The sequence below is a fragment of the Pontibacter sp. H249 genome, from assembly GCF_037892465.1.
Classification (GTDB): domain Bacteria; phylum Bacteroidota; class Bacteroidia; order Cytophagales; family Hymenobacteraceae; genus Pontibacter.
This window is the reverse complement of sequence record NZ_JBBKTR010000016.1, coordinates 84,371-107,590: the sequence shown is the minus strand read 5'-3', so window position 1 is coordinate 107,590 and position 23,220 is coordinate 84,371. Positions and strand designations below refer to the sequence as shown.

Below are 23,220 nucleotides of genomic sequence, written 5' to 3'. Positions count from 1 at the left end.
CGGCTGTTTTTTTATAGGAGTGATTTAATTTAAAAACCACCATATTCTCTGGTACCTCTATCGGTGTTATGGGAAGTGTTACCCCAACCGCTGTTACTGCGGCCACCGTAGGTACCGCCGCCCATAGAACCGGAGCCACCATAGTTGCCCGACGATGAACCGTGCACTTCGTTGCCAAACGCGCCGCCACGATGCCCTTCTGAGTATCCTGTACCGCCGCCGTAGTTGCTGCCACCGTATGTACTGCCGGTTCCCCAGAAATCGTTGGCCGTACGCCTGCCATAATTTGGTATACCTCTATCAGAGTGCACCGAAGAGTTTCGCATGCTGTCGCTGCCATAGTCACCGCCTCTGTAGTTACCCCTGGAGCCAGAATAATTGTCCTGATCATAGCTCCTGTTCTGGTTGCTGTCTAAAGTATTGTAGCGGTCAGAGGTGCCTCCATAATCAGAAATGCCATAGCCCTGGCTTATATTACCACGCCTGTCACGATCGTTGCTATAGCGGTTTTCTCTATCATTATCGCGGTAGCTTCTGTAGTCGTCCTGGAAGTTGCTGTACTTGTCGCGCTGGTGGTTAAAGTTTTGGGAGTAGTCTCTGTCCTGGCTTCTGTTCGGCATATCATAGCTTGAGTTGCCTCTCCTACTTTCTCCTTCTCTGCTCATGCGCTCATAGGCATTTCCCATATTGCCTTCGTGGTAACTCCTGTTGCGGCTATAACGATCATGGTCACCATCAAAACGGCTTCCTCTTTCACGCTGAAAATCCTGCTCAAAGTCATTTGTCAGGTTTCTTGCACTGTGGTAATTCGAGTCGTTACGGTAATCATCATAGCTTCCGTAATCTGATCTGTTATCATAGCGATCTCTTTCTTGTCTGTTCATAGTTTACTATTAGGTTTTTAAAACATTTACACTTTATAAACGGGACTTAAGCCGAGCGGTTTAATAAACTCCTCCTGCCTTGCCTATTTACAAGCCAAATGCCAGTATATAAAATCTAAATCATAAGCTGAAATGAGACTGCCAGTAACAATTTGATACATTCACTCCCGAGAAACCTATACTAGCGTTAGAATAACGCTTATACTTAAGTTCAACGGTAAAGCACTCTTAAGTTACTCCTCCGTTTCACGAACACGCGAGGCTAGAAATTTAAAAAGTATGTACAATACACCAAAGATGGCCATCAGAATCAAAGTCCAAAATTTCTGGTGGTTCTTCTCCTGCCAATAATCACGTTGCGCTTCGGTATCTTTTAATCGCTTTTGAAATCCTTTATTAGCCAGCTGTTCCGTCTCCAGCTCCCGGTGCAAAGAGTCTAGTAGGGCTGTATCTTCTACATAAACAGTTTTAACAGTATACATTTCTGGGCACTCCGGACAGGTTAAATGCATCGGACCAACAGCCGTAAGTTCGCTTCTGCTTAGGGGTGGAGTAAGCGATAATCGGGCAGGTGCGGGAAAGGCAGGAGCATGTACGGCAGGTGCATAAAATCTTGGCGGAAAATGTTTGGCTGCATACGCTCCGCCATGTTCTTGTGTATACTTCTGATTCTGGTCTACATACTCCGCCAGCTTATCTGTGTTTTTGTCGAAAAACTTTTCGGCCTGGCGCTGGGTAGCGCAGGAGCACAGGAGCAGCATGAGTAGAGATTTCCATTTCATTTTAAATGTATACATCAAAGCAGGTTGCAATGCTTCAGCAGGTGTGCCTGAGCCTGGCTTTCACCCTCTGTACGTAAAGTGCGCTGCTTTGTATACTTATATAGCGATACTTAGTTGATGACCAGCAGTGTTGTATATTTTGCCTGCTGCAAAAGCTTATTTTCCAGTGTCACACTGAAAGAAACTTTCATCGTAGCCTGGTGCAGGCTTATCTCCTATCCTTACGATTCTGTCGAGGCGAACTTCCTCACCTGTTGTTAAAACAAGATACTCCTCGCCTTCGCGGTCCTCAATTTCCTTGAAAGTACCGTGTAGGGTTAAGAATTCGTTTATATCAGAGTAAAACTGTATGCGTGCACTGGTTCTGTTTTCAGTCATTTCCTTGATCATCTGCCGGTAAGCTGTACTAATGGGTTTATAATCTGTGCTCATATCTTAAATTTGATTTCCTATTTAGATTAAAAGAATAAACTTACAAGTGCTCGTAGCAACTTCTTTAGTCATACTACGGCATAACAGTCAAATTTAGTAACTTGCCTGTTGCCCTACGAAAGCTATGCATAGCACCAGCTGCCACACATGAATAAAATTTTATCAAAAGACAAGGCTGAAGAATTGCTGCATTCACTGCAGAAAACTAACCTGCCCACAGCCTACGACCCCGAGAAACACCGGATAGCGATTCTGGATGAAGCTGGGAACGCAAAAGTATACTTTCGGTTACCGATTACGCTTACTGCATCAGTTGTGCCTGCTCAATTACATTACGTGATCCTGCTGATACAGTCGGGTAACTGTGCCCTTGGCTACTTCGAAAACGGCAGAAACCTGAACCATAAAGTGTTTCGGTCTTATATGGTGCGCAAAAAGCAGGGCAAAAGCCAAATCAAATACTTAAAAACGAAAGGAAAATCGAGGGCTGGCTCGCGGGTACGGTTAGGTGAAACAGTAGAGTTTTTTGAAAATATAAATGAACGCCTGCAGCAGTATTTCGAGCACCACGACATCCACCGGATTGCTATCAGTTGTTCTAAAACACTGATCCCCTACTTATTTGGTTCTAAAGCGAAGACACCTTTTGATAAGAATGACCCACGCCTTTTAAAGATCCCTAAACACATACATACACCTATTTATGAAGTGCTGCTAGATGCTAATAAATTTCTGCTAAAAGGAGAGCTTATCTATGATGAGGCACAGCAGGAGCTTATAGATAAGTTACTACCCGATACAGGAACTGCAGAGGATGTAGAAGAGTACGAATATGATGATGAGTTTGATGACGAAGAAGACCCGGACAACTTAGAAGAAGATGATGAGTACTATTTCTAATATAACATACTGCGCAAGCCTTTAGTATAGCAAAAACTTACCAGCACAGTTATAGCAACTGATAACATAAGTAGGCATACTTACTACGGTCAGTAAACTCACCCATTAAACTATAATCATCTCTACTATACTTTCACGATAACTCATACCGGTAAGCGAGTCCTTTTGGCACTTCAATTTCACATACTATAAAGTGCGCATAGCTACCCGATGTGCAACTTGGAAGTTCTATATCATTTAAAGGTGTGGCCTTACAGCAAGCTTTATGCAGCATGAGCTGCACTGTTGGGTCGTAGCACAGGTTATTCTTTAGGTTTTCCAGGGAACTGGCCACTGCATAACATACCCAAAAATTAGGGTGATGGAACTCCGACTGTAGAATTAAAGCATACTTCATAGCAAGGATAGGTATAATAGTTTATAATTTTATTTTGTACGTAGCAAATTAATTATTGTATTATAATACCATTCATAATCTAAAAAAATTCTTTTGATTACGCCTCATATACTATTTAGCCTTCTGCAGCAGCTCGCATGTAAAGACTAACTTTTAATTATTAGCCTGGCAACAGACAGTATAATCTTTAAAATCGCTGCACTTGATTGCAGATTAATTGCGCATATTTGCGGGCTTATTTTACCTGAATGAAGTTACTAAACCAGCAGCGTATTTCGCTTAGCTTATTTTTTTTCCTGTCCGGATTTAACTTTGCCAGCTGGGCCTCCCGAATACCAACCATTAAAGCCGCATTAAATCTAAACGAAGCAGAACTAGGAACGATCCTCCTGACCATGCCCGTGAGCTCTCTTATAGGCTTGCCCTTATCCGGTTGGCTGGTTGCCCGGCTGGAAACAAGAATACCTTTAACAATCGGTTTTCTTTTAAACTCTATATGCTTAACGTTTATTGGTCTTGCCGATTCTGCCTATACTTTGATAGTGGCCCTGTTTCTGTTTTCGCTGAGTATGCGCATCTTTAACATATCGGTTAATACACAGGCTATTACATTGCAAAAGCAGTATATCCGTAAAATAAACGGATCTTTTCATGGGCTCTGGAGCACAGGCGGCATACTTGGGGTGGGCTTTACTACCTTGCTAATCTCACTTGATGTGGCTATGGTGCCGCACCTTGTAAGTGTTGCAGCAGTATCGGTGCTGGCGGCATTGGTGGCATACCGTTATCTGCTCCGCAACGACCTTTCAACTACCGGAAACAAACTGGCTTTTGGTAAGCCCGATCCCTATATCTTATACTTGGGGCTGCTGGTGTTTTTTGCAGCAGTTTGCGAGGGCGGCATGTTCGACTGGAGCGGAATTTATTTTCAGCAGGTGGTAAGAGAAGAAGTATTTACAGCAGGATATTTAACGTTCATGTCGTTTATGGCCCTATCCAGGTTTGTGTCTGATCGTATCATCGATAAATTGGGAATGCCTAACACTTACCTGCTAAGTGCACTCTTTATCTTCGTAGGTATCTTGCTTTCTATACTTTTCCCAAGCTTTTGGCCTGCTATGATTGGCTTCTCGCTGGTAGGCTTTGGCTGTGCCGCCGTTATCCCCATGACGTATTCTTTAGCCGGTGCCTCTAAAAAATATTCTCCTGGTATTGCCATCTCTTTAATAGCCACATTTGGTATAGTAGGTATGCTGATAGGGCCGCCTATGATTGGCTATCTGGCTCATGCCTTTAATTTAAAAGTATCGTTTGTAGCCTTCGCGCTTGCAGGCATTATGCTCATTCCAATATCTAGGGGCTTTTTTAGAATGCAGCGCATTGGTTAAACTCTAGCCTCCTCTAAAGTATAAAACCCGCTACCTGGCTTAAATCTAGGTAACGGGTTTTATACTTTAAGGCGTTTTCTTACTCCTTATCAGCTACTACTACAAACTCCTGTATCACCAAAGTATCATTAGCACGAAGATTAGCTAAACCCTTAGCATCAAATTTGTTTGAAATGTAATAGCCCTTTACCATAATTGCATTCTTATCGCCAGTCTTCAAAGTATAAATCATTTGATCTACCAGCAATTGATTTCCTTCTAATGAGGCAAAAAACTGGGGCTTGGTTTTATACTGATAAGAAAAATCAGTACTTGTAGCCAAAGCCTGTTTATCATATACAATTGGTTTGTATTTGCATATTCCAGTATGAAAATTGATAAACGCCTCATCGCTTTGGTTATACATTACAGTGCCCTCTTTTTCTGCTATAAGCTCCAGGGCATTACCGTTCCACTTTGCTTGATAACGTTCTACGTGCCCATGCATTTGTTTCTCTGCCTGCGCATGTGACTGTAGTACAAGCTTCTCCCCTACATATGATTCTACTTGTTTGCCATCCTGATGATAGTTTATTCTACTGGCGTTCTTAGATATAAATGCCTTGATAAGCGCAGCATCCTTTACCCCCCCTTTTATAGTGTACATCCGCACAGGAGTAACGCTCCTGAACTCGCTGCTTGCAAATGTTGCAGGGTAATCCAGCTTCGGTCCTTAGTTTTCATCTTCGTCGCAGGCTGTAAGTATGCCAAGCGATAGTAGCAGGTAGTAAAGTCTTTTCATACAGTAAGTTAATAACTTAAAGGATAACAAAATTTACTTATAACTGCAGCCTCTAAAGCTTAAACTACATGGTTACTATACTTACCTAATGGCTATAGGCATATAAAAAAAGCACAACAAAGATTAAGCTCTTTGTTGTGCTTTTAAAGTATACTGAAGGAAAAGGTAGTTTATACTTCTATCCTGTTTAATCTCTGTTATTACGAACCAACATAACGATAGCTGCCGTAATTCCTGCTACAACTGCTACTCGTGTTAACAAGCCTGTTTTGTTGTGCTGCCAATCTGCTTTATAGCCCTTCTCTGCTAAAATATTAGGCACTTTACCATGCATAAAATCTTCGATTATTCCCTCAACTACATTTACGCGGTCAGCTATAAGCAATGGGAGCCAATGTCCATAATCGTTCTCACTTTTCTTAAAAGCCATACGCCGGATCATGCCGCTCAGGCCACTTGGTGGCACCGAAGTACCAAACACTGCCGTTACGTTGGGCCGCTCAATCGAGTGAAAAACTTCTATGTTAATAGGCTGCTGCGTTGGCCTGTCCCAGGTGTAGCCTTTATGCTCTTCGTTTGTGCGCTTTTTTATGGGATAAGTCGGGTCGTTTTTCGGATCTGCATCTATACCCCAGCCTTTTATATACTCAGGGTTTTTGCCCCTGTTATTTTCAAATGGTCTGTTATTTTCCATGATACTTCTCTGATTTAAATTTTTGCTGATGGTGGAATAAGTACAGGCTTAATACAGTTGTCGAGTTTATTAGCGAACATTCTGTAGCCCTCGGCCACTTCTTCCAGCGGCAGGCGGTGCGTGATCAGCGCCTTCGGATTCAGGACACCATTCTGGACATGATCAATCAGCCTTGGCAACAGGCGCTTTACCGAGGCTTGGTTTGCCCTTATAGTGATGCCTTTATTTACCACATTACCGATCGGCACCAGGTTGTCTGTAGGGCCATACACGCCTACTATTGATACGATACCACCTTTCTTAACACAATTAATTGCCCAATGTAACGCTGTAGCAGAGCCTGCCTGCAAAAGCAGTTTTCTACCAGTAATTGTCTGCATGGCATTGCCGGCTGCTTCAGCACCAACGGCATCGATGCACACATCAGCACCTAACGAGTCCGTAGTTTTCTTGGCAAACACAGCAGGATCTCCTATCTCCTCAAAGTTGTATGCCTCGCATTGAGCGTAATTTCTCGCAAACTCCAGACGATAATCTTCTTTATCGATGATGATGACACGGCCAGCGCCGAACAACCATGAGCAACGTGCCGCCATAATACCCACCGGGCCTGCACCAAACACCATTACGGTATCACCTTTTTGAATGCCTCCCATTTCGGCTGCCTGATACCCAGTTGGCACAACGTCAGTCAGCATAACGGCATCATCGGGGTCCATACCTTCTGGTATGACAGTTGGGCCTACGTTAGCATAAGGTACCCGTACATATTCTGCCTGCCCCCCATGGTAGCCACCGGCTGTGTGCGAGTAGCCAAAAATGCCACCTACTGCTGTTGCCTGTGGGTTAGCTTCGTGGCAGTTACCATACAGTTCCTGTTTACAGAAGGCACATCTTCCACAGGCAATATTAAATGGTACCATCACGTTGTCACCCACTTTCACCTTGGTTACTTCTGACCCTATCTCAACTACTTCTCCGGTAAATTCGTGGCCAAAGGTCATACCTACACGGGTATCGGGCACATTGCCATTGTATAAGTGCAGGTCAGATCCGCAAATGCAGGAACGGGTAACCCGAACAATGGCATCTTCAGGATGCAGAATTTCGGGCATGGGTTTATCATCAATTCGGACCCTTTTAGGGCCCCTGTAGTTCATTGCAAGCATAAGTTTGTTTTCAGTTTATTTTGATTTACACTATTGGGTACATATTTTATCTATAATAAGACACTTACCTGTAACGTGTCTTAATGCTAATAAGATACTAATCCGGACTTTCAAAGTTTCGCGTATGGGCATTCTGGCACTGCCAAAGTACAAACCGACAACTCTATCAACCATAACGCCTGTCTGCCGCAAAACCCGCTTTGCTACGTTTACCGATAGCCTCATCTACACTCCAGATACCAGACCCGCGTGCCGCCATGTATAAAAACAAAAAGCAGTATAGTACAGATAACTCACCCTTATTCAGGATTGGCCACGGTGCCTGCGGAGCATGCGCTATAAAGTATGCGAATGCCATTTGTCCACTGGCGATAAACGCTGCCCAACTCGTGAGAAAACCAAAGGCAATCATTAATCCTCCAACAAACTCTATGATACCTGCCAGCCCCATCTGAGAGGCAAGCTCTACTGTATCGCCGCCACCTGGCCAACCGAAAAGCTTTTGTGTACCATGCATGGCGAATAGTATACCTGCCACAAACCTGAGTATCGCGTATAAGTGCGGACTAAACTTTCCTAAAAATCTATCCATTTTTTCCTGTTGTATAATTGCACCATCATTACTATAACTTATTTTAATACAGATATTTGCATGGATAGATTAACGCATACAAGAAGCAGAAAGTTAAGAGTTAATCTAGCGCCGTAATTCTGTAAAGGACTCTTCACACTACTGATAAGCCTTCTATACTTTTGTAACTCCTGATAACCTAAAACCCAGCTGCTGCATCGTCACCTCTTGGATCTGCGCCACCCTCCAGTTTACCATTGGGTAGTACAAGTATACCGGCTGCTCTGCCTATGCCACCATTGCGGGGTACAATCTTGTGTCCTTTCAGCCACAGCTTAATTCCTGTACCGGCTCCCAATGCACCCCACTCCGACAGTACCCAGTTTGGCTTCCACTGGTGGTGAAAGCGGCCTGCATTTATAGCTCCCTGCATTGTGTGGCCGTGCACTGTTACATTAAGTATAATCTGATAAACCGTTGTAATGATTGTAGAGCCCCCCATACTTCCTACTACCATAAACAAGCTGTCATTTTTCTCCAGGATGGTGGGTGTCATGGAGCTGAGCATGCGTTTCCCAGGTGCTATGGCATTTGCCTCTCCTCCTACAAGACCATAGCTGTTGGGATATCCGGGCTTCACGCTAAAATCGTCCATCTCATTGTTGAGCAAAAATCCGGCACCTGCCACAAACACTTTAGAGCCAAAGCTGCTGTTTAGCGTAGTAGTAACCGACACGGCATTACCTTGGGCATCAACTATAGAATAGTGGGTGGTGTTCGGGCTTTCAGGAGGTGCTGGTAAACCAGCCGAAACAGCATCAGAACTTGTTGCTCTTTTAGGAGTGAAGTCGGCCATTCTGCCCTTGATATAATCTTGTTCGAGCAGTCCCTGCACGGGCACCTGGTAGAAATCAGGATCTCCGAGATGTTTTGCCCTATCTGCGTATACTCTCCTTTCTGCTTCAATCATAAAATGAGCTGTGCGGGCGCTGTTCCATCCCCAATCGCTAAGTGGGTAATCTTCTGTGATAGTGAGCAACTGGATTAAGGCAATGCCTCCGCTGGATGGGGGCGGCATGGAAATGATTCGGTAGCCGTTCGCCTCGGCAGTAAGCGGTGCGCGCCACACAGAACGGTAAGCAGCCAGGTCTTCTTTGGTGATGATACCTCCCCCTCTTTTCATTTCGTCAGCAATCAGGTCTGCAGTTTCTCCTGCATAAAAACCGGCCCTGCCGTTATCTCTAACCCTTTGCAGCACACGTGCCAGGTCCGGTATGCGTAAGCTGTCGCCCTCTTGCCATTTGTTCCGAAGAATAAAAGCGGGTTTTACAGTACTATACTTTATAAAATCCTCACGCTGCTCATTTAGTTTTGCAGCTTCTTTTTTGGTTAAGGGAAAGCCATTGGCTGCCAAGTCTATAGCGGGCTGCACCAGATCCTTCCAGGGCATGCTGCCATACATTTCGTTCGCCTGCACCATGCCGTCTACAGTGCCGGGTACGCCAGCCGCCAGGTGCCCCTTAAAGCTCAGGTTCTCTACTACCTTTTCAGTTTTATTCAGGTACATGTCCCGGTGTGCTGCAGCAGGGGCTTTTTCGCGGTAGTCCAGGGCATTTATACTTCCATCCTGCTGGCGGAGCACCAGAAAACCGCCACCTCCTATGTTACCGGCATCCGGATATACTACAGCCAGGGCAAACTGTACAGCCACGGCTGCATCAATGGCATTACCGCCTTGCCTGAGTATCTCGGCTCCAACCTCAGAAGCCAGCGGGTGCGCCGACACCACCATAGCCTTATCAGTTACCAACCCACGATCAGTCAGGCTGTTACTGGTGCAGCTTGCGAAGCTTATCAGTAAGAAGAGCAGTGTAAACTTTCTGAACATCTGTATATGTAAAAAGTATAAAATCCGGTTTTACCCCATTACTCGGTAACAAGTTTAAAAGCGGCAAAATTTTGCAGCAAACGATATAAAGTAAAACGGAATGCTGCTCCTGACGTTTTTAAGGTATTACCAATTGCTTAAACCAATGCAATTCAAACAACCACCTGTACTGTATAATAAAGAAGGAAAGCTGCGCACAGTAGGCTTTGAGTTGGAGTATGCCAATGTAGGCATCGAGGAGTCTGTGCAGATAGTACAGGACTTATATGGCGGCAGCATTCACAAAGAGAACAGGTTCAGGCAAAAAGTGCAGCATACTAAACTTGGCGACTTTACCATTGAGTTTGACCTGGCCCTGCTAACAGAGAAACGCTATAAAAAGCCTTTAGAGTCGCTGAACATTCATATAGAGGATGTTAAGTTTAGCAATGGCGATACTTTAGAAGATGAGGTAGAGACGGCGCTTGAAAGCTTGATCGGCAAAGTTTTTCCGTATGAAATTGCCTGCCCACCAGTGCCCTATACGCAGTTGGGTGAACTGGAAAAACTAAGGGAGGCACTGTACCAGCACCATGCTGAGGGCACAGACTCCTTTCTGACCAATGCCTTTGGCACACACATAAACGTAGAAACACCTGATACAGACACAGACACACTTTTATCATACTTAAGGGCTTTCCTGCTGCTTTACCCCTGGCTTTTGGAAATAGGCCATACAGACCTTGCCCGAAAGTTAAGTCCATTTATAAAGTCATATCCTGCTACCTACACAGCACTTGTATTATCACCTGAGTACCAGCCAAGTTTAGAACAACTAATACTAGATTACCATACTTTTAACCCAGACAGAAACAGGCCGCTGGATATGTATCCCCTGTTTGCAGCACTAGAAAGCGACCTGCTTGATCAGTTCGAAAACCTTGGAAAAGTAAAGGCCAGAAAAACATTTCATTACAGGTTACCCAATAGCTCTATAGCGCAACCAGGTTGGACATTGGCCCAGGAATGGAACAACTGGGTAGCCATAGAAGAACTTGCCAATAACCGGAAAAAAATAGAAGCCCTAAGCCTGGAATACCTGGCACTTAAAGGCGACACTATTTTAGGGTTTGATACAAAGTGGGTGAAAAGAATTGAAAATGGTTAACCTGAGTCAGAAAATAAACCGAAGCAGACCCACTATTGGCATAACCGGCCCAGACAAGGGTGGCGAAGCGGCATGGCTTTTTACAGCACTCGGTATTTGGATAGCCGGCGGAAAACCTGTGCATGTAACCCCCGCCAGACCCCGTACTGCTGATGGCTTGCAAGGCTTGGTAATAGGAGGAGGCGCCGATGTAGACCCTACTATTTACGAGCAGGAACATTTACTCAACGATTATCTGCAGCAAACGATCAGGCAACCGAACAAAAATGTTTTACAGCGGGTGGGGCGTTTCCTAAGTTGGTTATACTTTCCGGCACTCTTCTTTTTCAGGAAATTATTAAGCCGCAAACTTACTTTTGGCCTTGATAAAGCTCGGGATCACCTGGAACTACAATTGCTCGACCAGGCAGTAAAAAAAGACCTTCCTGTAATGGGTATTTGCCGCGGCGCCCAACTCATGAACGTGTACTTTGGAGGTACATTACATAAGAGCATTCATACTTTTTACACAGAAGCACCTAACCCTGCCAGCATACTGCCTGTAAAGGTGGTCGAAGTAAAGGCAGGCAGCAAGTTACAGCATATACTTTGCGCCGATAAGCTTGATGTAAATGCTCTGCACAAGCAGGCTGTAAAGGAACCTGGAGCGAACATTTGCATTGCTGCCTGGGAGCCAAACGGCGTAGTGCAGGCCATCGAGCACACCACCCTACAGTACATGATCGGGGTGCAGTGGCACCCGGAGTATCTGCCTCAGAAAAGCCGCCACCGCAAATTATTTAAAGCACTGGTGCAACAGGCAAAGGCAGTACAGGCACAAATTGAGGAACAGGATGTACTAGATGCCATAGCAGCACCAAGAGAGGTGTATAATGAGATTGAGAAACAGGGAAAGTAATTGAAAAGTATAAATCCCTACTGATCTTTTCAGAGAATTAATCTATAATTTTTGAGCCTTGCTAAAGAGCCTACTCGTTACCGGAAGTATACTTTTAATTATTTACTTATCACTCATGAGCCTTGCATTCTTACAGCAGGAGAACCTGATCATTTTTCCGGAGAAGTTGCGCCCAGACCACAAGTTTTCTTTTGTACAGGAGTTTGAGGAAGTGTTTGTAACAGCAACAGACGGAGCTAAGCTACACGGTCTGCTCTTTAAGGTTGATGCACCAAAAGGCCTGGTGTTTTACCTGCACGGCAATGCTGGCTCAGTAGACTCCTGGGGTTGGGCTGCTCAAACCTACACCGACTTAGGCTACGATTGCTTTGTATTTGATTACCGTGGCTATGGCAAAAGCGAAGGCAGCATCAGCAGCGAAACTCAGTTTTACGAAGATGCACAAGCCGCTTACGAGCACCTCAGAAAAAGCTACCATGAGCAGGAGGTTATCATTGCAGGATACTCTATTGGTACGGCAGCAGCGGCGAAATTGGCCTCAGAAAATGAGCCTCGTTTACTTGTACTTCAGGCACCTTACTACAGCCTCAGCGATCTTTCCAAAAGCCTCTACCCCATCATTCCGTCATTTCTGCTGAAGTATAAATTTGAGACGTATCGGTTTCTGGAGAATATAAAAGCGCCTGTTGTATTGTTTCATGGCGCACAGGATGAGATCATTTATCATGGTTCGTCTGAAAAACTAAAGGCGCACCTCAAGCCAACTGATCAGGTAATTATACTTCAGGGACAGGGACATAACGGCATGAACGAAAACCCAAAGTATAAAGAGGCACTGGCTGTTGTACTGGCAGCGGTGAAGTAAAGTATAAAGTTGCAATATAACGGCCGCTTTTGCTTCGGTAAATTAGTTATAGAAATAAACTGTTTTATACTGCCTGCCTCCAGAACATAGCACCTGCTTTTGCGTTTACTCCAAACCAGGTATGAACATCAGAAAAGCAAAATTAACCAATTTTAACAAAGGTCTTTTAACAGTACTCCTGCTGGGCGTACTCCTGAACCTGGGCAAACTCTTCCTGATACCCATTGTAATTGCGGCTTTCTTTGCGATGCTTCTGTTCCCGATGATGATGGGCCTGGAAAAACGCGGACTTAAAGCACCAATAGCAGCGCTTACCTCTGTGCTTACCCTGTTGGGTGTACTTGTGCTGCTAAGTATACTTTTACATTACCAGATCAAGAGTATTGTGCAGGACCTGCCCCAACTGGAGGCGAAACTAGACGAAAAAACCAACCGGCTTCAGTGGCTGCTCTACGAAACAACAGACATCTCGAAGTATGAGCAGGAGGAGATCTTAGAAGAGAAAAAACCGGACATTGCCAAAGCTGTATTTAAAAGCGTGAGAGATGTACTGCTGCAGACCTTTGCCGTGCTCTTGTTTGTGTTTATTGTTCTTACTTATACTTTCTTTTTCCTGATCTATCAGCAGCGTATTCAAAACTTTTTTGTGTGGCTTAGGCTATTCAGCGGCCCTAAAGAATCGAGGGTGATGCTTGCCCGGATCTCGCGCATCATACACGATTACCTGAAAGGCACGTTAACTGTTATCTCTATTCTGGCTGTAGTGTATGCGCTGGGTTTTTGGGCCATTGGGCTAGAGCATGCCATGCTTTTTGCCCTGATAACCGCCCTGTTGCGGGTGGTGCCATACTTTGGTTCTTTTCTGGGCATTGCGTTACCTATTGCCTTTGCCATGTTAACGAAAGACTCGCTTTGGTATCCGGTTTTGGTGCTGCTGTTTTTTATGGTAACTCAGTTGCTGGAGGCTAACCTGCTTACTCCTTACATAACGGGCTCTAAAGTTAAGTTAAACCCACTGGCAACAATCCTGATCATACTTTTGGGTAACCTGATCTGGGGTATTCCAGGCATGATCCTGTTCGTGCCGCTTTTTGCCAGCCTTAAAATTTTCCTGGACAGGATACCGGAGTTAAAACCATACGGCTATCTGCTTGGCAAAGAAGAAAATCCGCAGGTAAGCATTAATGATAACACCCTTTAATGCAACCCTGTTTAGGGCCTTGGTTGCTAATCAATAGTTATCCTATACTTCTGATCATCCGTACAAATAAAAACCTTGTGCAAGCCACAAGACTATAGTTGAATTTTAAACCAAAAGAAGACAAACCATGAGTACAAATAATAGAAACATTGAGAACCAGGGAGATTTTGAGCAGGACAAAAATGTAAGCGGACGCCCACAAGGAACCAACACAGGTCCAGTGGCTGGCGGTGCCGACAACACACGCGGAGAAAACAAACCTAGCAGAGAAGGAAACAGCGGTGGTGAAAAAAAAGGGAAAGACACTCCTAAGCAAGACAGCCCTCAGGGTTCTAATGCAAACCTGACTACCACAAGTCGTGGCGCAGACAGCACAGACAAGGAGTTCCGCAATAACCAGCCAAATGCCAGCACACTAAAAAGCCATAAAAGCAGTGCAGATTTGGATAAAATAAGAAAGGAAAATAAGTAATTAAGCCTTTAACATTTATAAAGCCAACTTGTAATGGCTTAAACCAGAGAGCCCGGTAATAACCGGGCTTTTTGCTGTTATAAAGTATAACCTACGGCTGGCAAGGTGCTGTTTAAGAGATAAATTATAGAATAAGTGCTTATGATGCGATGGTTTGATGTACTACGATACGCAAAGTATGGAAACCCTGAGCCGCCTTATAAAGAGGAGAAAACTGAAGCGGAATGGCAGCTGCTGCTAACGCCGGCGCAGTACCAGGTAGCCAGGCAAAAAGGCACAGAGCTACCTTACCGAAATGCATACTGCCGCTTTTACGACCCTGGAAATTACAGCTGCGTGTGCTGTGGCAGTTTGCTGTTTACTTCTTCAGAAAAGTACCATGCCATATCGGGGTGGCCCAGCTTTACACAGCCAGTTACTAAAAGCGCAGTAAAATACGCCTTCGACGATAGCCACAACATGCAACGGATAGAAGTGCTTTGCAATATTTGTGATGCGCACCTGGGCCATGTGTTTAACGATGGTCCTGAACCAGCAGGCCTGCGGTACTGCATTAACTCGGTATGTTTGGTGCACCAGGAAAGCAAAGTATAAAAAAGTATAGTAGCTGAGGTAAAAAAAACAGCCACCTGTAGTAGTACAGGTGGCTGTTTTCACAAAACAAATTTCTTTACCAATCCATATCCCGGTTAAACCTGCTACGGCTTTGGTTTTGGCTATTGTCTCTGTCCCACGCTGGTTCAGAGCGGTAGCCTCTGCTATCGTCTCTAAATCGCTGCTGATTGCCGTAAGCACCCCTTTCCCTGTCTAGGTCGCGCATGTTGTACCCGGTAGCGCCATAGCCAGTATTACCAAAGCTGTCATAGCCACGATCATAGCCTCTATTCTCCTCATACCCTCTGTTGCCGGAGCGGTTCTCTAAGCGGCTGTCTCTATTTTGGTTTTCTCTTCTGTCTTCGTTTTCTCTGTTCCGGGAAGTATATCCGCCATCGCTGCTGCTGCCAAAGCTGTTGCCGTAGTTCCGGTTCATAAAATGGTCGTAATCTCCGTGGCCATCATATTGTTTGCTGTCCTGGCGGTTTCTGTCGTGTTGGGTTATACTTGGTCCATGGTCTCCGGATAGGCCGTAGTAAGAATGACCATAAGACGATCCGCCACCCTCGTTGCTGCCACCTTCGCCATAACGTGTGCCTTGGCTCATGTCTCCGTAGGCACGTGTAGCATTGGTAGCACGTCTATCATACTGCCTTTGCTGGTCGTAGGAGTCTGTTTGGTTTCTCTGGCCAAAGCTACCATACTTACTTTCAGGGGTATGGCGCGACAAGCTGTTGCGATTGCCTGTTCTGGGGTTTCCGTAATCATCAAAATCAGCGTAATGGTTTTTACGCTGACGATTCTCGTTATCAAAGTTTCTGTTCATAGCTTTCTTGTTTATGGAATAATCACTCTCCCTTTAAACGCAGGATAATGGCGCATGTTCATCTAAGGTTATTTAGGTAGAGGCTAGATAACAAACCTGTAGAGATAAAAGTATAAAAGCCTGAACTCTGCTTGAAGTTAAGCAGTGTAAGCAATAAGCCATCTCTAATCATATATAAATGGAGCAGAAAGAAAACAAAGGAAACCAGCCTAGCAAAACTACTTTAGTTGAGAATCTGGCTGAAAAGCTTGGAATAACAGCAAAGGCTGCAAGCATATATGGAGATCCGATAGAGCGTGATGGTGTAACGGTAGTGCCTGTTGCAAAAGCTATGTACGGCTTTGGCGGTGGGGCAGGCACTAAAGCCGGCGAGAACGGTTCAGGCGGCGGCGGAGGCGTATCATTAACTCCTGTGGGCTATATTGAGATAAAGGACGGCAATACCCGATTCCGCTCCATTAGAGATCCTCAGACTACAGTTAAAATTGTAGCGATAAGTAGTCTGTTCGCTTACCTGACAGCTAAAACTGTTACCAACATATTCTCATATAAAGGAAAGAAAAAAGGTAAAAATAAAAAGAAGTAACAACAGAAGGGCCTTTGATAAAATGGATGAAACGTATAAAGTGCCTGCTAAAACCAGCATTGGGCATGTACACCTAAAAGTGGCTGACTTAGATCGTGCCATGAAATTTTACTGTGATCTGCTGGGCTTCGAACTAACCACCATGTATGGCAACGATGCTGCCTTTATTTCGGCTGGTGGTTATCATCATCACATCGGCCTGAACACCTGGTACAGCAAAGGAGGCTCACCGGCACCTGTAAACAGCGCTGGTTTGTTTCATACTGCCATCCTCTACCCCATCCGCAAAGACCTGGCAACCATATTTAAGCGCCTGCTCGATGCTAAATATCCGTTAACCGGAGCCTCAGATCATGGTGTTTCGGAAGCACTTTATTTAAATGATCCTGACCAGAACGGTGTAGAATTGTACTGGGACCGGCCAAGAGAACAATGGCCAAAACACGAAGACGGATCACTGCACATGTATACCCGCCCTTTAGATCTGGAAGACCTTTTAGCTGAATTGGACCAGGATTCTTAGGATTGAAAAGTGGACTGGATCAATCTCAGTACCTATTCCGAATCGCTACCCTTTACTTGCTACCGAAAACTGTACCTAAAATAAGGCAGCCTACTTGTAAGCGATGATAGATGTAAACGACACTTTGCGCATCGGCTTTCTGCTGATCGGGTTGATAGACTCTACTACACCTTCTTTCTTCAGGGCTTCGAATGCCTCCAGGTAATTGCCGCGTATGTAATTGGTGCCGATGTTGTGGTGCCTGTAAATGCTATCCAGAGACAGGTTGTGGTAAAAGCTTGCTTTGCCAGAGAGCTCTGCTATCAGGTTTTTAATGGAATAACGGTACTGCTCCTGGAAAAGCGACAGCTGGTGCTTAATGTTGGCTCCGAACAACGGAACGCCATCTTCCTGAAAATCGCTGTAGGTCAGCATCAGTTCCTTCATCTTCATGTAAGCGGTATCCGTTCTGGAAACAAAGAAGAGGTAGTGACTGGTCTGGTTCTTTTTAGGCAGGCTTATCTTAAACCGGAACGTCTTGTAGTCTTTTTCCTTAAAGATGTCTTCAAAGCTGTCCACCATAAAATCTTCGCGCTGGCCCGCATCCTGGTAACGCTCGCAAAACTCTTTAATCTTGGCGATGCGTTCTACCCCAAAAATATCCGTCAGTAAATCGTTTTCGCTGGCATTAAGTATAGCTGGCCGCATTTTGGCAGGGCTAAACAGCATAAATACATCCAGGCCCCACCGCTTGATAGACTGCAGCAGCATTTGCTGCGAGAAAGTATATCCAAATGGGTCGGTGTACATTAAGGCAGGCGTATCAGTGCCGAGCAGTTTGGCCAGCAGGCTAAAGTTTACCTCCTCGTTAAGTATAACCGGCTTGTAGATCAGGTTTTCGTAGTATGGCAGTGCCTCCAGGTTCTGCTTCAGCTTCTGTGTTACCGTTGGCTTCTCATCGGTAAAGAACGTGCGCACGATCTTGTTCAGGTTAAACTTATCTGTTGCCCCGAAAATACTGTTAAGCACCTTAACCGGTGTGGCGGGTTTACCGTCTTGATACTTGCCGTCTCCGGCATACAGATCGATGTAAGCCAGCGCATGATTCGACTTATAGCGCTGCCCCTGAAGTATAGCTGTACACCAATCCCTGAAGTAATCATTCAGTATTTGTGACTTGATCTCAGATGCATCTCGCTGAGCCGTAAAAAATTCGCTGGTATCAACCGTAGACATGGTATCGTAATTCGTGCTTTTGTTCCCTCTTCTTTAACTACAAAGTTAATCCTGATTTCGAAAGTGAAGGCTATAAACTGCTGGCAAAGTATAAAACTATGACACAAAGTATAAACCTTCTGCAAGCTAAAATACAGGCAAAATACTACTTCCTATAACTCAACAAAGTATGATGCTCTTATTTAACCGAAAACGAACACAAAATACGCCGCTGTTTTCTGCTCCGGCCGCTGAGAAAATACCATGAAGGAAATTTATACTTTACTCCTAGCTCTAAGTTAGTTTATGCAGCTGGAAATAACCCAGGTGTATCTCATCCTCCACTGCTTCATCTGTAGGTGTAAGTTGTATAGTGTACTCCTGCTTTACCGACTCCGGTAGCATATCTTTTACCAATTGCAGGTCATCTACGTCTACGCCATACTTGTCGTCTATGTGCGAGGCTGCGCCTTTAAAGCCTGTGTGCTTGTAAAAAGCAGACTTTCTAGCCTGAGCCGAGGCATCTCCCATATCAGGCGCCACAACCAGCATCTTGTAATGAAACTCATCGAACTCGCCTGGTTTGTAACCGCCCAGGTTGATAAAGAAGAGCTTATCCGCTGCACCAGCACCTGCGTTCTGTTTTGGCACCACATTCACGTTGTAGCCATTCACATTGTTTACTTCTCGCCATGCATCTACGTGCAGGTTGCCGACTGCCTCCGGCCAAAACTTTTTGATAGCCGGCACCAAATCTTTTAGCGTTTCTGCTATCCCGAAAAACATGTCGTGCTGTTCGATGTTGCGTCCCGAGGGCCTGCCCCCGAGCATCAGCATAAATAATTTAGGTTTTTGCATGTGGCAAAGGTATAGAATTACACTGGCTTATACTTTCATCTTTACAAACTGCACACGTAAGAGAGATATAAATTGTACCTTTGCGGAGACAAAAGTATAGCAAAGCGCCAAGTACAAAGCAACATGAGACTAGTAGGCAACATCAGCGACATTAAACATAAGCGTGACAGTAAAAATGCTGGCATAGAAGTATACATCAGCAAAATTGAGTACATCACCCACAAAAAGGACGGTAAATATTATCAGCCTTTTGACTATGAGGTAGAGCTGGACACGCCACTTGCCATTACCGGAGACTGCCTTGCCCAAACCAGCAACAGCCAGCCCGCAGAAGGTGATTACGAGTTTAACGTATATGAGAAAGTGGACGATGAGTACGTGCTAAACCCAGACAAGCAGCTTTCTTTAACTACATCTTTTGTAGAGGAGGCTGGCCTTGTAGTGCTAACGTCAGTGTATTACACTGTAACTGTATCAAATGCTGATTTTCAGGAACTGAAGAGAAAAGGCCACAAAGAACGCGTGGCCAAAAAAGGTAAAAAGCGATAAAAACAAAGATCCCAAACTGATTGGTAAATACATGCAAAGACCTGCTTTAAGTATAGCTTAAAGCAGGTCTTTATTCTTTGTTTCTCGAACAAACTTAAAAAATTTCAGAAAGCTTCTACAAGCTTTATTCAGGCTTTAACCTGTCTGTACGATTACAAAAAATGTATGTACTTAAGTATACGTTTTGTTGTAGCAAATGTTAAGCAGATTTTGACTGATTATTATCACCTTGCCTGCCAACGTAAATGGCATACGCAATAAGCCCGATACCGGCAGCCAGCAGCACATACTGCTTCTGTTTACCTGATAAGCCATTATAAAAATCAAGCCCATGCGTAGCCGGATCTTTGATGATATCTGCCAATTGCGAAGGATCTTTCATTAACCCCTCTAATGAGTTTACTGATGCGTCCATATTTTCTGTCTCTTTAAGTCTTTTGAGTTTATAGGTTCAAGTACGTCGATATAACCGTATAGGATATAAAAACATCTATAAAGTATAAAACTGTAGCCTACAATTTAAGAGGCAAATACTTCGTCGGCATTCTTAAAAGCCTTGAATTCTAACGGGTTGTTGCTCATATCAAGTACAAACATGGTACGCTGCTCCCCTACCTGCCCTTCGTAACGGGTGTGGGCTTTAACTACAAACTTCACCTCGTTTTCTGTAAGTCTATCCTGCAGCGCATCGAACTGCTCGTAGCTAAGTATGCAGCCAAAATGAGGTACCGGTACACTCACACCGTCTACCTTACCGCAGTAATCCAATTCTGGAATGTTGTCACTAACATGCGCCGAAAGCTGGTGGCCAAAAAAATCGAAGTCGATCCAGTGCTCAGTACTGCGTCCTTCCTGGCATCCTAAAATATCTACATAAAACGTACGTGTAGAGGCAATGTCTTTAACTTTAAATGCGTAGTGAAAAGCGTTCATTTTTTAATAACCTTTGGTTTGTGAAACAACGTTTTGCAGCGGCTTATTTTGTTTAAGCCTGTCGTAATTTTCCAGTATTTGTATAACTGCCGTCGCAGGGTTTGTAACACTGGCAATATGAGGGGTAATATCTATTTTCGGATGGGCCCAGAATGGATGTTGCTGCGGTAGCGGCTCAGTCCGGAACACGTCGAGGCTGGCACCAGACAAGTGCCCTTTTTCCAGCATTATTAGCAAGTCCTCCTCTACCAGGTGTTCTCCTCTGGCTACATTTATCACATAAGCCCCTTTGGGTAATTTCTCAAAAACTGTTCTGTTCAGAATGTTTGCGGTTTCAGGTGTGAGCGGCAGCAGGCAGATTAGCACATCCGTTGAGCTTAAAAACTTATCCAGCTCTGCATTACCGGCATACACTGTAATGTCTTTTATATCTTTAGATGTTCTGGCCCAGCCCTGCACTTCAAATCCTAGCGCTTTTAGTTGCTTTGCCGCCGCTGTCCCAAGTACGCCCATTCCCATTATGCCAACTGTAATATCCCTTTGCCTCAGGTAAGGTTTTGGCAGCCACAGGGCCTGCTCTTCCGCTGCCTTGTAAGCCGACAAACCTCTCATGTAATTTAAAACTAATGCTGTGGTAAAGGTAGCCATGTCTGTTGCCAGGTGTTCATCTGTTAGCCTGGTTACAACAACTCCTTCCGGTAACTCAGGGTCTTTAAGAATATGGTCTACGCCTGCCCCCATAGAGGCTATGCATTTTAGGTTCGGAAACTCTTTAAATACTCCTAAAGGATGGTTCCAGCTAATGGCAAACTCAATTTCATTTTTGGCTCCAGCATCAGGATATACATAAACCTCCAGCTCAGGCTGCACTTCTTTCATAGCATTTACCCAAGGAGTTAAGTCGCGCCCCTGGCTAACAAGTAATATCGGCATGTAAAATGTGGTAATCGTTATGCATGTAGTTTAAAACTATACCTTTAAGGCAACATATGGAATATATTAGCACAGAAAGTATAAACTGCAAGCTAACACATCTATTCAAGTTTATTCCGTTAAAAATTAACTTATCTTGCCTCATCCTTGTTAAAAAGGGATACACTAACAACAGATGAATACAGTACAAAAAGAGAAACTGAGCTCAAAAAAGTATAAAAAAGAATTTATAACTGCCTTTAACGGAGATGATAGCGGAAATTTAACACCACGCCAAACACCTGGTATGCTGTACAGTAAGGCTATACCAACGCCTGTTGAGAAAGTAACGCTTTTAGCATGGTCTGAGGAACTGGCTGCGCAGCTTGGCATCGAAAAACCAACCGACCAGAAGGAAATCGATGTGTTGGGCGGAAAGCACATAGCAGACACCATGTACCCTTACGCTGCCTGTTATGCCGGTCACCAGTTCGGGAACTGGGCCGGGCAATTAGGCGATGGCCGCGCTATTACGTTGGGCGAATGGGAAACAGAAACTAGTAAAAGCTGGGAGCTCCAGCTAAAAGGAGCTGGTCCAACGCCTTACTCCCGCAGAGCAGATGGCAGGGCTGTGCTTCGATCGTCGGTGCGCGAGTACCTGATGAGTGAAGCCATGCATTACTTAGGCGTACCAACTACACGAGCCTTAAGCCTGGTAACTACCGGTGAGCCTGTGCTGCGCGATATGTTCTACAACGGCAACGCTGCTTACGAGCCAGGGGCCATTGTTATGCGTACAGCACCGAGTTTCCTGCGCTTTGGTAACTTCGAAATGCTGGCAGCCAGAAAAGAACTTGATAATTTACAGCAGCTGGTAAACTGGACCATCGATCACTACTACCCACACATTCAAGATGAGGACAAGGTGTTAAACTGGTTTAAAGAGATTGTAGATCGTACGGCTAAGCTTATGGTGGAATGGATGCGCGTGGGTTTTGTACACGGCGTTATGAACACCGATAATATGTCTATACTTGGCCTCACGATAGATTATGGCCCCTACTCTTTTGTAGATGACTACGACCCTGACTTTACTCCCAACACCACAGACTTACCCGGCCGCCGCTACGCTTTTAGCAAACAGCCATCTATAGCTTACTGGAATCTGGGTTGCCTGGCAGGTGCCTTAGCGCCACTGTTCCCGGACACTAAAAAGCTGGTAGAGGTGCTGGAAACATACAAGCAAGTATACTGGACAAATTACTACGGCATGATGGGTAAAAAGCTCGGCCTTGACCAGGTTTCAGGTGAGGATGTACAGCTTATAAAAGAACTGGAGCAAATGCTAACTGCCATCAAACCAGACATGACTATATTCTTTCAGTTGCTGATTGATTTGCCTTTAGAAATGGCTGATGCAGCCGCAGTTGAGGAACACTTTAACACAGCACTCTATAGTGAGTTGAATGAAGATGAAAAGGATCAGCTTTATACTTTTGTGCTGAAGTACACAGCGCGCATTAATGCAAACAGCTGCACGCGTGAGGCTTCGCAGGAGCTGATGCGCCGCACTAACCCACGCTTTGTACTTCGCAACTACCTGCTGCACCAGGCCATCGAGGAACTGGAGCAGGGAAAAGATGAACTCTTTACAAAACTTCAGGCAGCCATAAAGGAGCCTTACTCGGATAAGTATGACGAGTTTTTCCAGACAAGGCCTGAATGGGCTTCTCAAAAAGCTGGTTGCTCCATGCTTTCGTGTAGTTCGTAAACTTA

27 protein-coding genes are annotated in these 23,220 nt (G+C 44.8%); 12 read left to right on the top strand and 15 right to left on the bottom strand.

The annotated features are described in order from the left end of the window. Positions 1–29: 29 nt before the first annotated feature. From WG943_RS17605 to WG943_RS17595, 3 genes are all read right to left on the bottom strand, one after another. The gene (locus WG943_RS17605) at positions 30–884 is read right to left on the bottom strand and encodes a hypothetical protein (RefSeq protein ID WP_340411005.1); all 855 of its coding nucleotides are present in this window, start codon (positions 882–884) and stop codon (positions 30–32) included. Between the two features lie 233 nt (positions 885–1,117). Further along, the gene (locus WG943_RS17600) at positions 1,118–1,666 is read right to left on the bottom strand and encodes a hypothetical protein (RefSeq protein ID WP_340411004.1); all 549 of its coding nucleotides are present in this window, start codon (positions 1,664–1,666) and stop codon (positions 1,118–1,120) included. A 156-nt stretch (positions 1,667–1,822) separates the two neighbouring features. Beyond that, positions 1,823–2,098, bottom strand: a complete 276-nt coding sequence (locus tag WG943_RS17595) for a hypothetical protein (RefSeq protein WP_340411003.1) — start codon at positions 2,096–2,098, stop codon at positions 1,823–1,825. Positions 2,099–2,245: 147 nt separating this feature from the next. On the opposite strand from WG943_RS17595, the gene WG943_RS17590 reads away from it, so the two are divergent. Then, a complete protein-coding gene (locus WG943_RS17590) occupies positions 2,246–2,998 on the top strand; it encodes a hypothetical protein (RefSeq protein ID WP_340411002.1) in 753 nt (250 codons plus the stop codon). A gap of 133 nt (positions 2,999–3,131) precedes the next feature. Here WG943_RS17590 and WG943_RS17585 read toward each other — a convergent pair whose 3' ends face one another. Continuing rightward, positions 3,132–3,395, bottom strand: coding sequence for a hypothetical protein (locus WG943_RS17585; RefSeq protein WP_340411000.1), 264 nt, complete (start codon positions 3,393–3,395; stop codon positions 3,132–3,134). A gap of 248 nt (positions 3,396–3,643) precedes the next feature. Here WG943_RS17585 and WG943_RS17580 point away from each other — a divergent pair, with 248 nt between their 5' ends. After that, on the top strand, positions 3,644–4,783 hold the full coding sequence (locus WG943_RS17580) for an MFS transporter (protein WP_340410999.1): 1,140 nt from the start codon (positions 3,644–3,646) through the stop codon (positions 4,781–4,783). A gap of 79 nt (positions 4,784–4,862) precedes the next feature. Here WG943_RS17580 and WG943_RS17575 read toward each other — a convergent pair whose 3' ends face one another. The 5 genes from WG943_RS17575 to ggt form a co-directional block, all read right to left on the bottom strand. Then, positions 4,863–5,429 carry a hypothetical protein gene (locus WG943_RS17575; protein ID WP_340410997.1) on the bottom strand — a complete coding sequence of 189 codons (567 nt, stop codon included), beginning with the start codon at positions 5,427–5,429 and terminating at the stop codon, positions 4,863–4,865. 322 nt (positions 5,430–5,751) lie between these two features. Further along, positions 5,752–6,258 (bottom strand): hypothetical protein, encoded by a 507-nt coding sequence (locus tag WG943_RS17570; protein WP_340410995.1) that lies wholly within the window; start codon positions 6,256–6,258, stop codon positions 5,752–5,754. 14 nt (positions 6,259–6,272) lie between these two features. After that, on the bottom strand, positions 6,273–7,427 hold the full coding sequence (locus WG943_RS17565) for a zinc-dependent alcohol dehydrogenase (protein ID WP_340410994.1): 1,155 nt from the start codon (positions 7,425–7,427) through the stop codon (positions 6,273–6,275). A 166-nt stretch (positions 7,428–7,593) separates the two neighbouring features. After that, positions 7,594–8,019, bottom strand: coding sequence for a DoxX family protein (locus tag WG943_RS17560; RefSeq protein ID WP_340410993.1), 426 nt, complete (start codon positions 8,017–8,019; stop codon positions 7,594–7,596). A gap of 178 nt (positions 8,020–8,197) precedes the next feature. Next, positions 8,198–9,886 carry a gamma-glutamyltransferase gene (gene ggt / locus WG943_RS17555; protein ID WP_340410992.1) on the bottom strand — a complete coding sequence of 563 codons (1,689 nt, stop codon included), beginning with the start codon at positions 9,884–9,886 and terminating at the stop codon, positions 8,198–8,200. 145 nt (positions 9,887–10,031) lie between these two features. Between ggt and WG943_RS17550 the strand changes: the two genes are divergently transcribed. The 6 genes from WG943_RS17550 (at position 10,032) to msrB (ending at position 15,063) form a co-directional block, all read left to right on the top strand. Continuing rightward, entirely contained in the window at positions 10,032–11,033 is a 1,002-nt protein-coding gene (locus WG943_RS17550) for an amidoligase family protein (RefSeq protein ID WP_340410990.1), read from the top strand. Continuing rightward, positions 11,026–11,931, top strand: a complete 906-nt coding sequence (locus WG943_RS17545) for a gamma-glutamyl-gamma-aminobutyrate hydrolase family protein (RefSeq protein WP_340410989.1) — start codon at positions 11,026–11,028, stop codon at positions 11,929–11,931. The genes WG943_RS17550 and WG943_RS17545 overlap by 8 nt, the downstream gene beginning before the upstream one ends. A gap of 115 nt (positions 11,932–12,046) precedes the next feature. Further along, positions 12,047–12,796 carry an alpha/beta hydrolase gene (locus WG943_RS17540; protein ID WP_340410988.1) on the top strand — a complete coding sequence of 250 codons (750 nt, stop codon included), beginning with the start codon at positions 12,047–12,049 and terminating at the stop codon, positions 12,794–12,796. 121 nt (positions 12,797–12,917) lie between these two features. Next, positions 12,918–13,997: an AI-2E family transporter gene (locus WG943_RS17535; RefSeq protein WP_340410987.1), complete on the top strand. Its 1,080-nt coding sequence runs from the start codon at positions 12,918–12,920 to the stop codon at positions 13,995–13,997. A 127-nt stretch (positions 13,998–14,124) separates the two neighbouring features. Continuing rightward, entirely contained in the window at positions 14,125–14,469 is a 345-nt protein-coding gene (locus WG943_RS17530; RefSeq protein WP_340410985.1) for a hypothetical protein, read from the top strand. Positions 14,470–14,610: 141 nt separating this feature from the next. Next, the gene (gene msrB / locus WG943_RS17525; RefSeq protein ID WP_340410984.1) at positions 14,611–15,063 is read left to right on the top strand and encodes a peptide-methionine (R)-S-oxide reductase MsrB; all 453 of its coding nucleotides are present in this window, start codon (positions 14,611–14,613) and stop codon (positions 15,061–15,063) included. Positions 15,064–15,139: 76 nt separating this feature from the next. On the opposite strand, the gene WG943_RS17520 is transcribed toward msrB, so the two are convergent. Further along, on the bottom strand, positions 15,140–15,889 hold the full coding sequence (locus tag WG943_RS17520) for a hypothetical protein (protein ID WP_340410983.1): 750 nt from the start codon (positions 15,887–15,889) through the stop codon (positions 15,140–15,142). Between the two features lie 178 nt (positions 15,890–16,067). On the opposite strand from WG943_RS17520, the gene WG943_RS17515 reads away from it, so the two are divergent. Together WG943_RS17515 and WG943_RS17510 are read left to right on the top strand one after the other, a co-directional pair. Then, positions 16,068–16,475, top strand: a complete 408-nt coding sequence (locus WG943_RS17515) for a GerW family sporulation protein (RefSeq protein WP_340410982.1) — start codon at positions 16,068–16,070, stop codon at positions 16,473–16,475. A 22-nt stretch (positions 16,476–16,497) separates the two neighbouring features. Then, the gene (locus WG943_RS17510) at positions 16,498–16,998 is read left to right on the top strand and encodes a VOC family protein (protein WP_340410981.1); all 501 of its coding nucleotides are present in this window, start codon (positions 16,498–16,500) and stop codon (positions 16,996–16,998) included. A 90-nt stretch (positions 16,999–17,088) separates the two neighbouring features. On the opposite strand, the gene tcmP is transcribed toward WG943_RS17510, so the two are convergent. Further along, positions 17,089–18,213, bottom strand: a complete 1,125-nt coding sequence (gene tcmP, locus WG943_RS17505) for a three-Cys-motif partner protein TcmP (RefSeq protein WP_340410980.1) — start codon at positions 18,211–18,213, stop codon at positions 17,089–17,091. A 273-nt stretch (positions 18,214–18,486) separates the two neighbouring features. After that, on the bottom strand, positions 18,487–19,050 hold the full coding sequence (locus WG943_RS17500; protein WP_340410979.1) for a DUF1543 domain-containing protein: 564 nt from the start codon (positions 19,048–19,050) through the stop codon (positions 18,487–18,489). A gap of 123 nt (positions 19,051–19,173) precedes the next feature. Here WG943_RS17500 and WG943_RS17495 point away from each other — a divergent pair, with 123 nt between their 5' ends. Beyond that, positions 19,174–19,599, top strand: coding sequence for a hypothetical protein (locus tag WG943_RS17495; RefSeq protein ID WP_340410978.1), 426 nt, complete (start codon positions 19,174–19,176; stop codon positions 19,597–19,599). Between the two features lie 199 nt (positions 19,600–19,798). Here WG943_RS17495 and WG943_RS17490 read toward each other — a convergent pair whose 3' ends face one another. From WG943_RS17490 to WG943_RS17480, 3 genes are all read right to left on the bottom strand, one after another. Further along, a complete protein-coding gene (locus tag WG943_RS17490) occupies positions 19,799–20,014 on the bottom strand; it encodes a hypothetical protein (protein ID WP_340410976.1) in 216 nt (71 codons plus the stop codon). Between the two features lie 104 nt (positions 20,015–20,118). Further along, positions 20,119–20,532, bottom strand: coding sequence for a VOC family protein (locus WG943_RS17485; protein WP_340410975.1), 414 nt, complete (start codon positions 20,530–20,532; stop codon positions 20,119–20,121). Between the two features lie 3 nt (positions 20,533–20,535). Beyond that, positions 20,536–21,465, bottom strand: a complete 930-nt coding sequence (locus WG943_RS17480; protein ID WP_340410974.1) for a 2-hydroxyacid dehydrogenase — start codon at positions 21,463–21,465, stop codon at positions 20,536–20,538. A 175-nt stretch (positions 21,466–21,640) separates the two neighbouring features. On the opposite strand from WG943_RS17480, the gene WG943_RS17475 reads away from it, so the two are divergent. Next, positions 21,641–23,215: a protein adenylyltransferase SelO gene (locus tag WG943_RS17475; RefSeq protein WP_340410972.1), complete on the top strand. Its 1,575-nt coding sequence runs from the start codon at positions 21,641–21,643 to the stop codon at positions 23,213–23,215. Positions 23,216–23,220: the final 5 nt, after the last annotated feature.

Coding starts and splice junctions, on each gene's coding strand:
- WG943_RS17595 (WP_340411003.1), bottom strand. CDS start 2,098: ATGAGCACAGATTATAAACCCATTAGTACAGCTTACCGGCAGATGATC.
- WG943_RS17490 (WP_340410976.1), bottom strand. CDS start 20,014: ATGGACGCATCAGTAAACTCATTAGAGGGGTTAATGAAAGATCCTTCG.
- WG943_RS17590 (WP_340411002.1), top strand. CDS start 2,246: ATGAATAAAATTTTATCAAAAGACAAGGCTGAAGAATTGCTGCATTCA.
- WG943_RS17580 (WP_340410999.1), top strand. CDS start 3,644: ATGAAGTTACTAAACCAGCAGCGTATTTCGCTTAGCTTATTTTTTTTC.
- msrB (WP_340410984.1), top strand. CDS start 14,611: ATGATGCGATGGTTTGATGTACTACGATACGCAAAGTATGGAAACCCT.
- WG943_RS17570 (WP_340410995.1), bottom strand. CDS start 6,258: ATGGAAAATAACAGACCATTTGAAAATAACAGGGGCAAAAACCCTGAG.
- WG943_RS17575 (WP_340410997.1), bottom strand. CDS start 5,429: ATGTACACTATAAAAGGGGGGGTAAAGGATGCTGCGCTTATCAAGGCA.
- WG943_RS17585 (WP_340411000.1), bottom strand. CDS start 3,395: ATGAAGTATGCTTTAATTCTACAGTCGGAGTTCCATCACCCTAATTTT.
- WG943_RS17540 (WP_340410988.1), top strand. CDS start 12,047: ATGAGCCTTGCATTCTTACAGCAGGAGAACCTGATCATTTTTCCGGAG.
- WG943_RS17530 (WP_340410985.1), top strand. CDS start 14,125: ATGAGTACAAATAATAGAAACATTGAGAACCAGGGAGATTTTGAGCAG.
- WG943_RS17510 (WP_340410981.1), top strand. CDS start 16,498: ATGGATGAAACGTATAAAGTGCCTGCTAAAACCAGCATTGGGCATGTA.
- WG943_RS17520 (WP_340410983.1), bottom strand. CDS start 15,889: ATGAACAGAAACTTTGATAACGAGAATCGTCAGCGTAAAAACCATTAC.
- WG943_RS17515 (WP_340410982.1), top strand. CDS start 16,068: ATGGAGCAGAAAGAAAACAAAGGAAACCAGCCTAGCAAAACTACTTTA.
- tcmP (WP_340410980.1), bottom strand. CDS start 18,213: ATGTCTACGGTTGATACCAGCGAATTTTTTACGGCTCAGCGAGATGCA.
- WG943_RS17600 (WP_340411004.1), bottom strand. CDS start 1,666: ATGAAATGGAAATCTCTACTCATGCTGCTCCTGTGCTCCTGCGCTACC.
- WG943_RS17535 (WP_340410987.1), top strand. CDS start 12,918: ATGAACATCAGAAAAGCAAAATTAACCAATTTTAACAAAGGTCTTTTA.
- WG943_RS17565 (WP_340410994.1), bottom strand. CDS start 7,427: ATGCTTGCAATGAACTACAGGGGCCCTAAAAGGGTCCGAATTGATGAT.
- ggt (WP_340410992.1), bottom strand. CDS start 9,886: ATGTTCAGAAAGTTTACACTGCTCTTCTTACTGATAAGCTTCGCAAGC.
- WG943_RS17560 (WP_340410993.1), bottom strand. CDS start 8,019: ATGGATAGATTTTTAGGAAAGTTTAGTCCGCACTTATACGCGATACTC.
- WG943_RS17545 (WP_340410989.1), top strand. CDS start 11,026: ATGGTTAACCTGAGTCAGAAAATAAACCGAAGCAGACCCACTATTGGC.
- WG943_RS17495 (WP_340410978.1), top strand. CDS start 19,174: ATGAGACTAGTAGGCAACATCAGCGACATTAAACATAAGCGTGACAGT.
- WG943_RS17550 (WP_340410990.1), top strand. CDS start 10,032: ATGCAATTCAAACAACCACCTGTACTGTATAATAAAGAAGGAAAGCTG.
- WG943_RS17475 (WP_340410972.1), top strand. CDS start 21,641: ATGAATACAGTACAAAAAGAGAAACTGAGCTCAAAAAAGTATAAAAAA.
- WG943_RS17485 (WP_340410975.1), bottom strand. CDS start 20,532: ATGAACGCTTTTCACTACGCATTTAAAGTTAAAGACATTGCCTCTACA.
- WG943_RS17500 (WP_340410979.1), bottom strand. CDS start 19,050: ATGCAAAAACCTAAATTATTTATGCTGATGCTCGGGGGCAGGCCCTCG.
- WG943_RS17480 (WP_340410974.1), bottom strand. CDS start 21,465: ATGCCGATATTACTTGTTAGCCAGGGGCGCGACTTAACTCCTTGGGTA.
- WG943_RS17605 (WP_340411005.1), bottom strand. CDS start 884: ATGAACAGACAAGAAAGAGATCGCTATGATAACAGATCAGATTACGGA.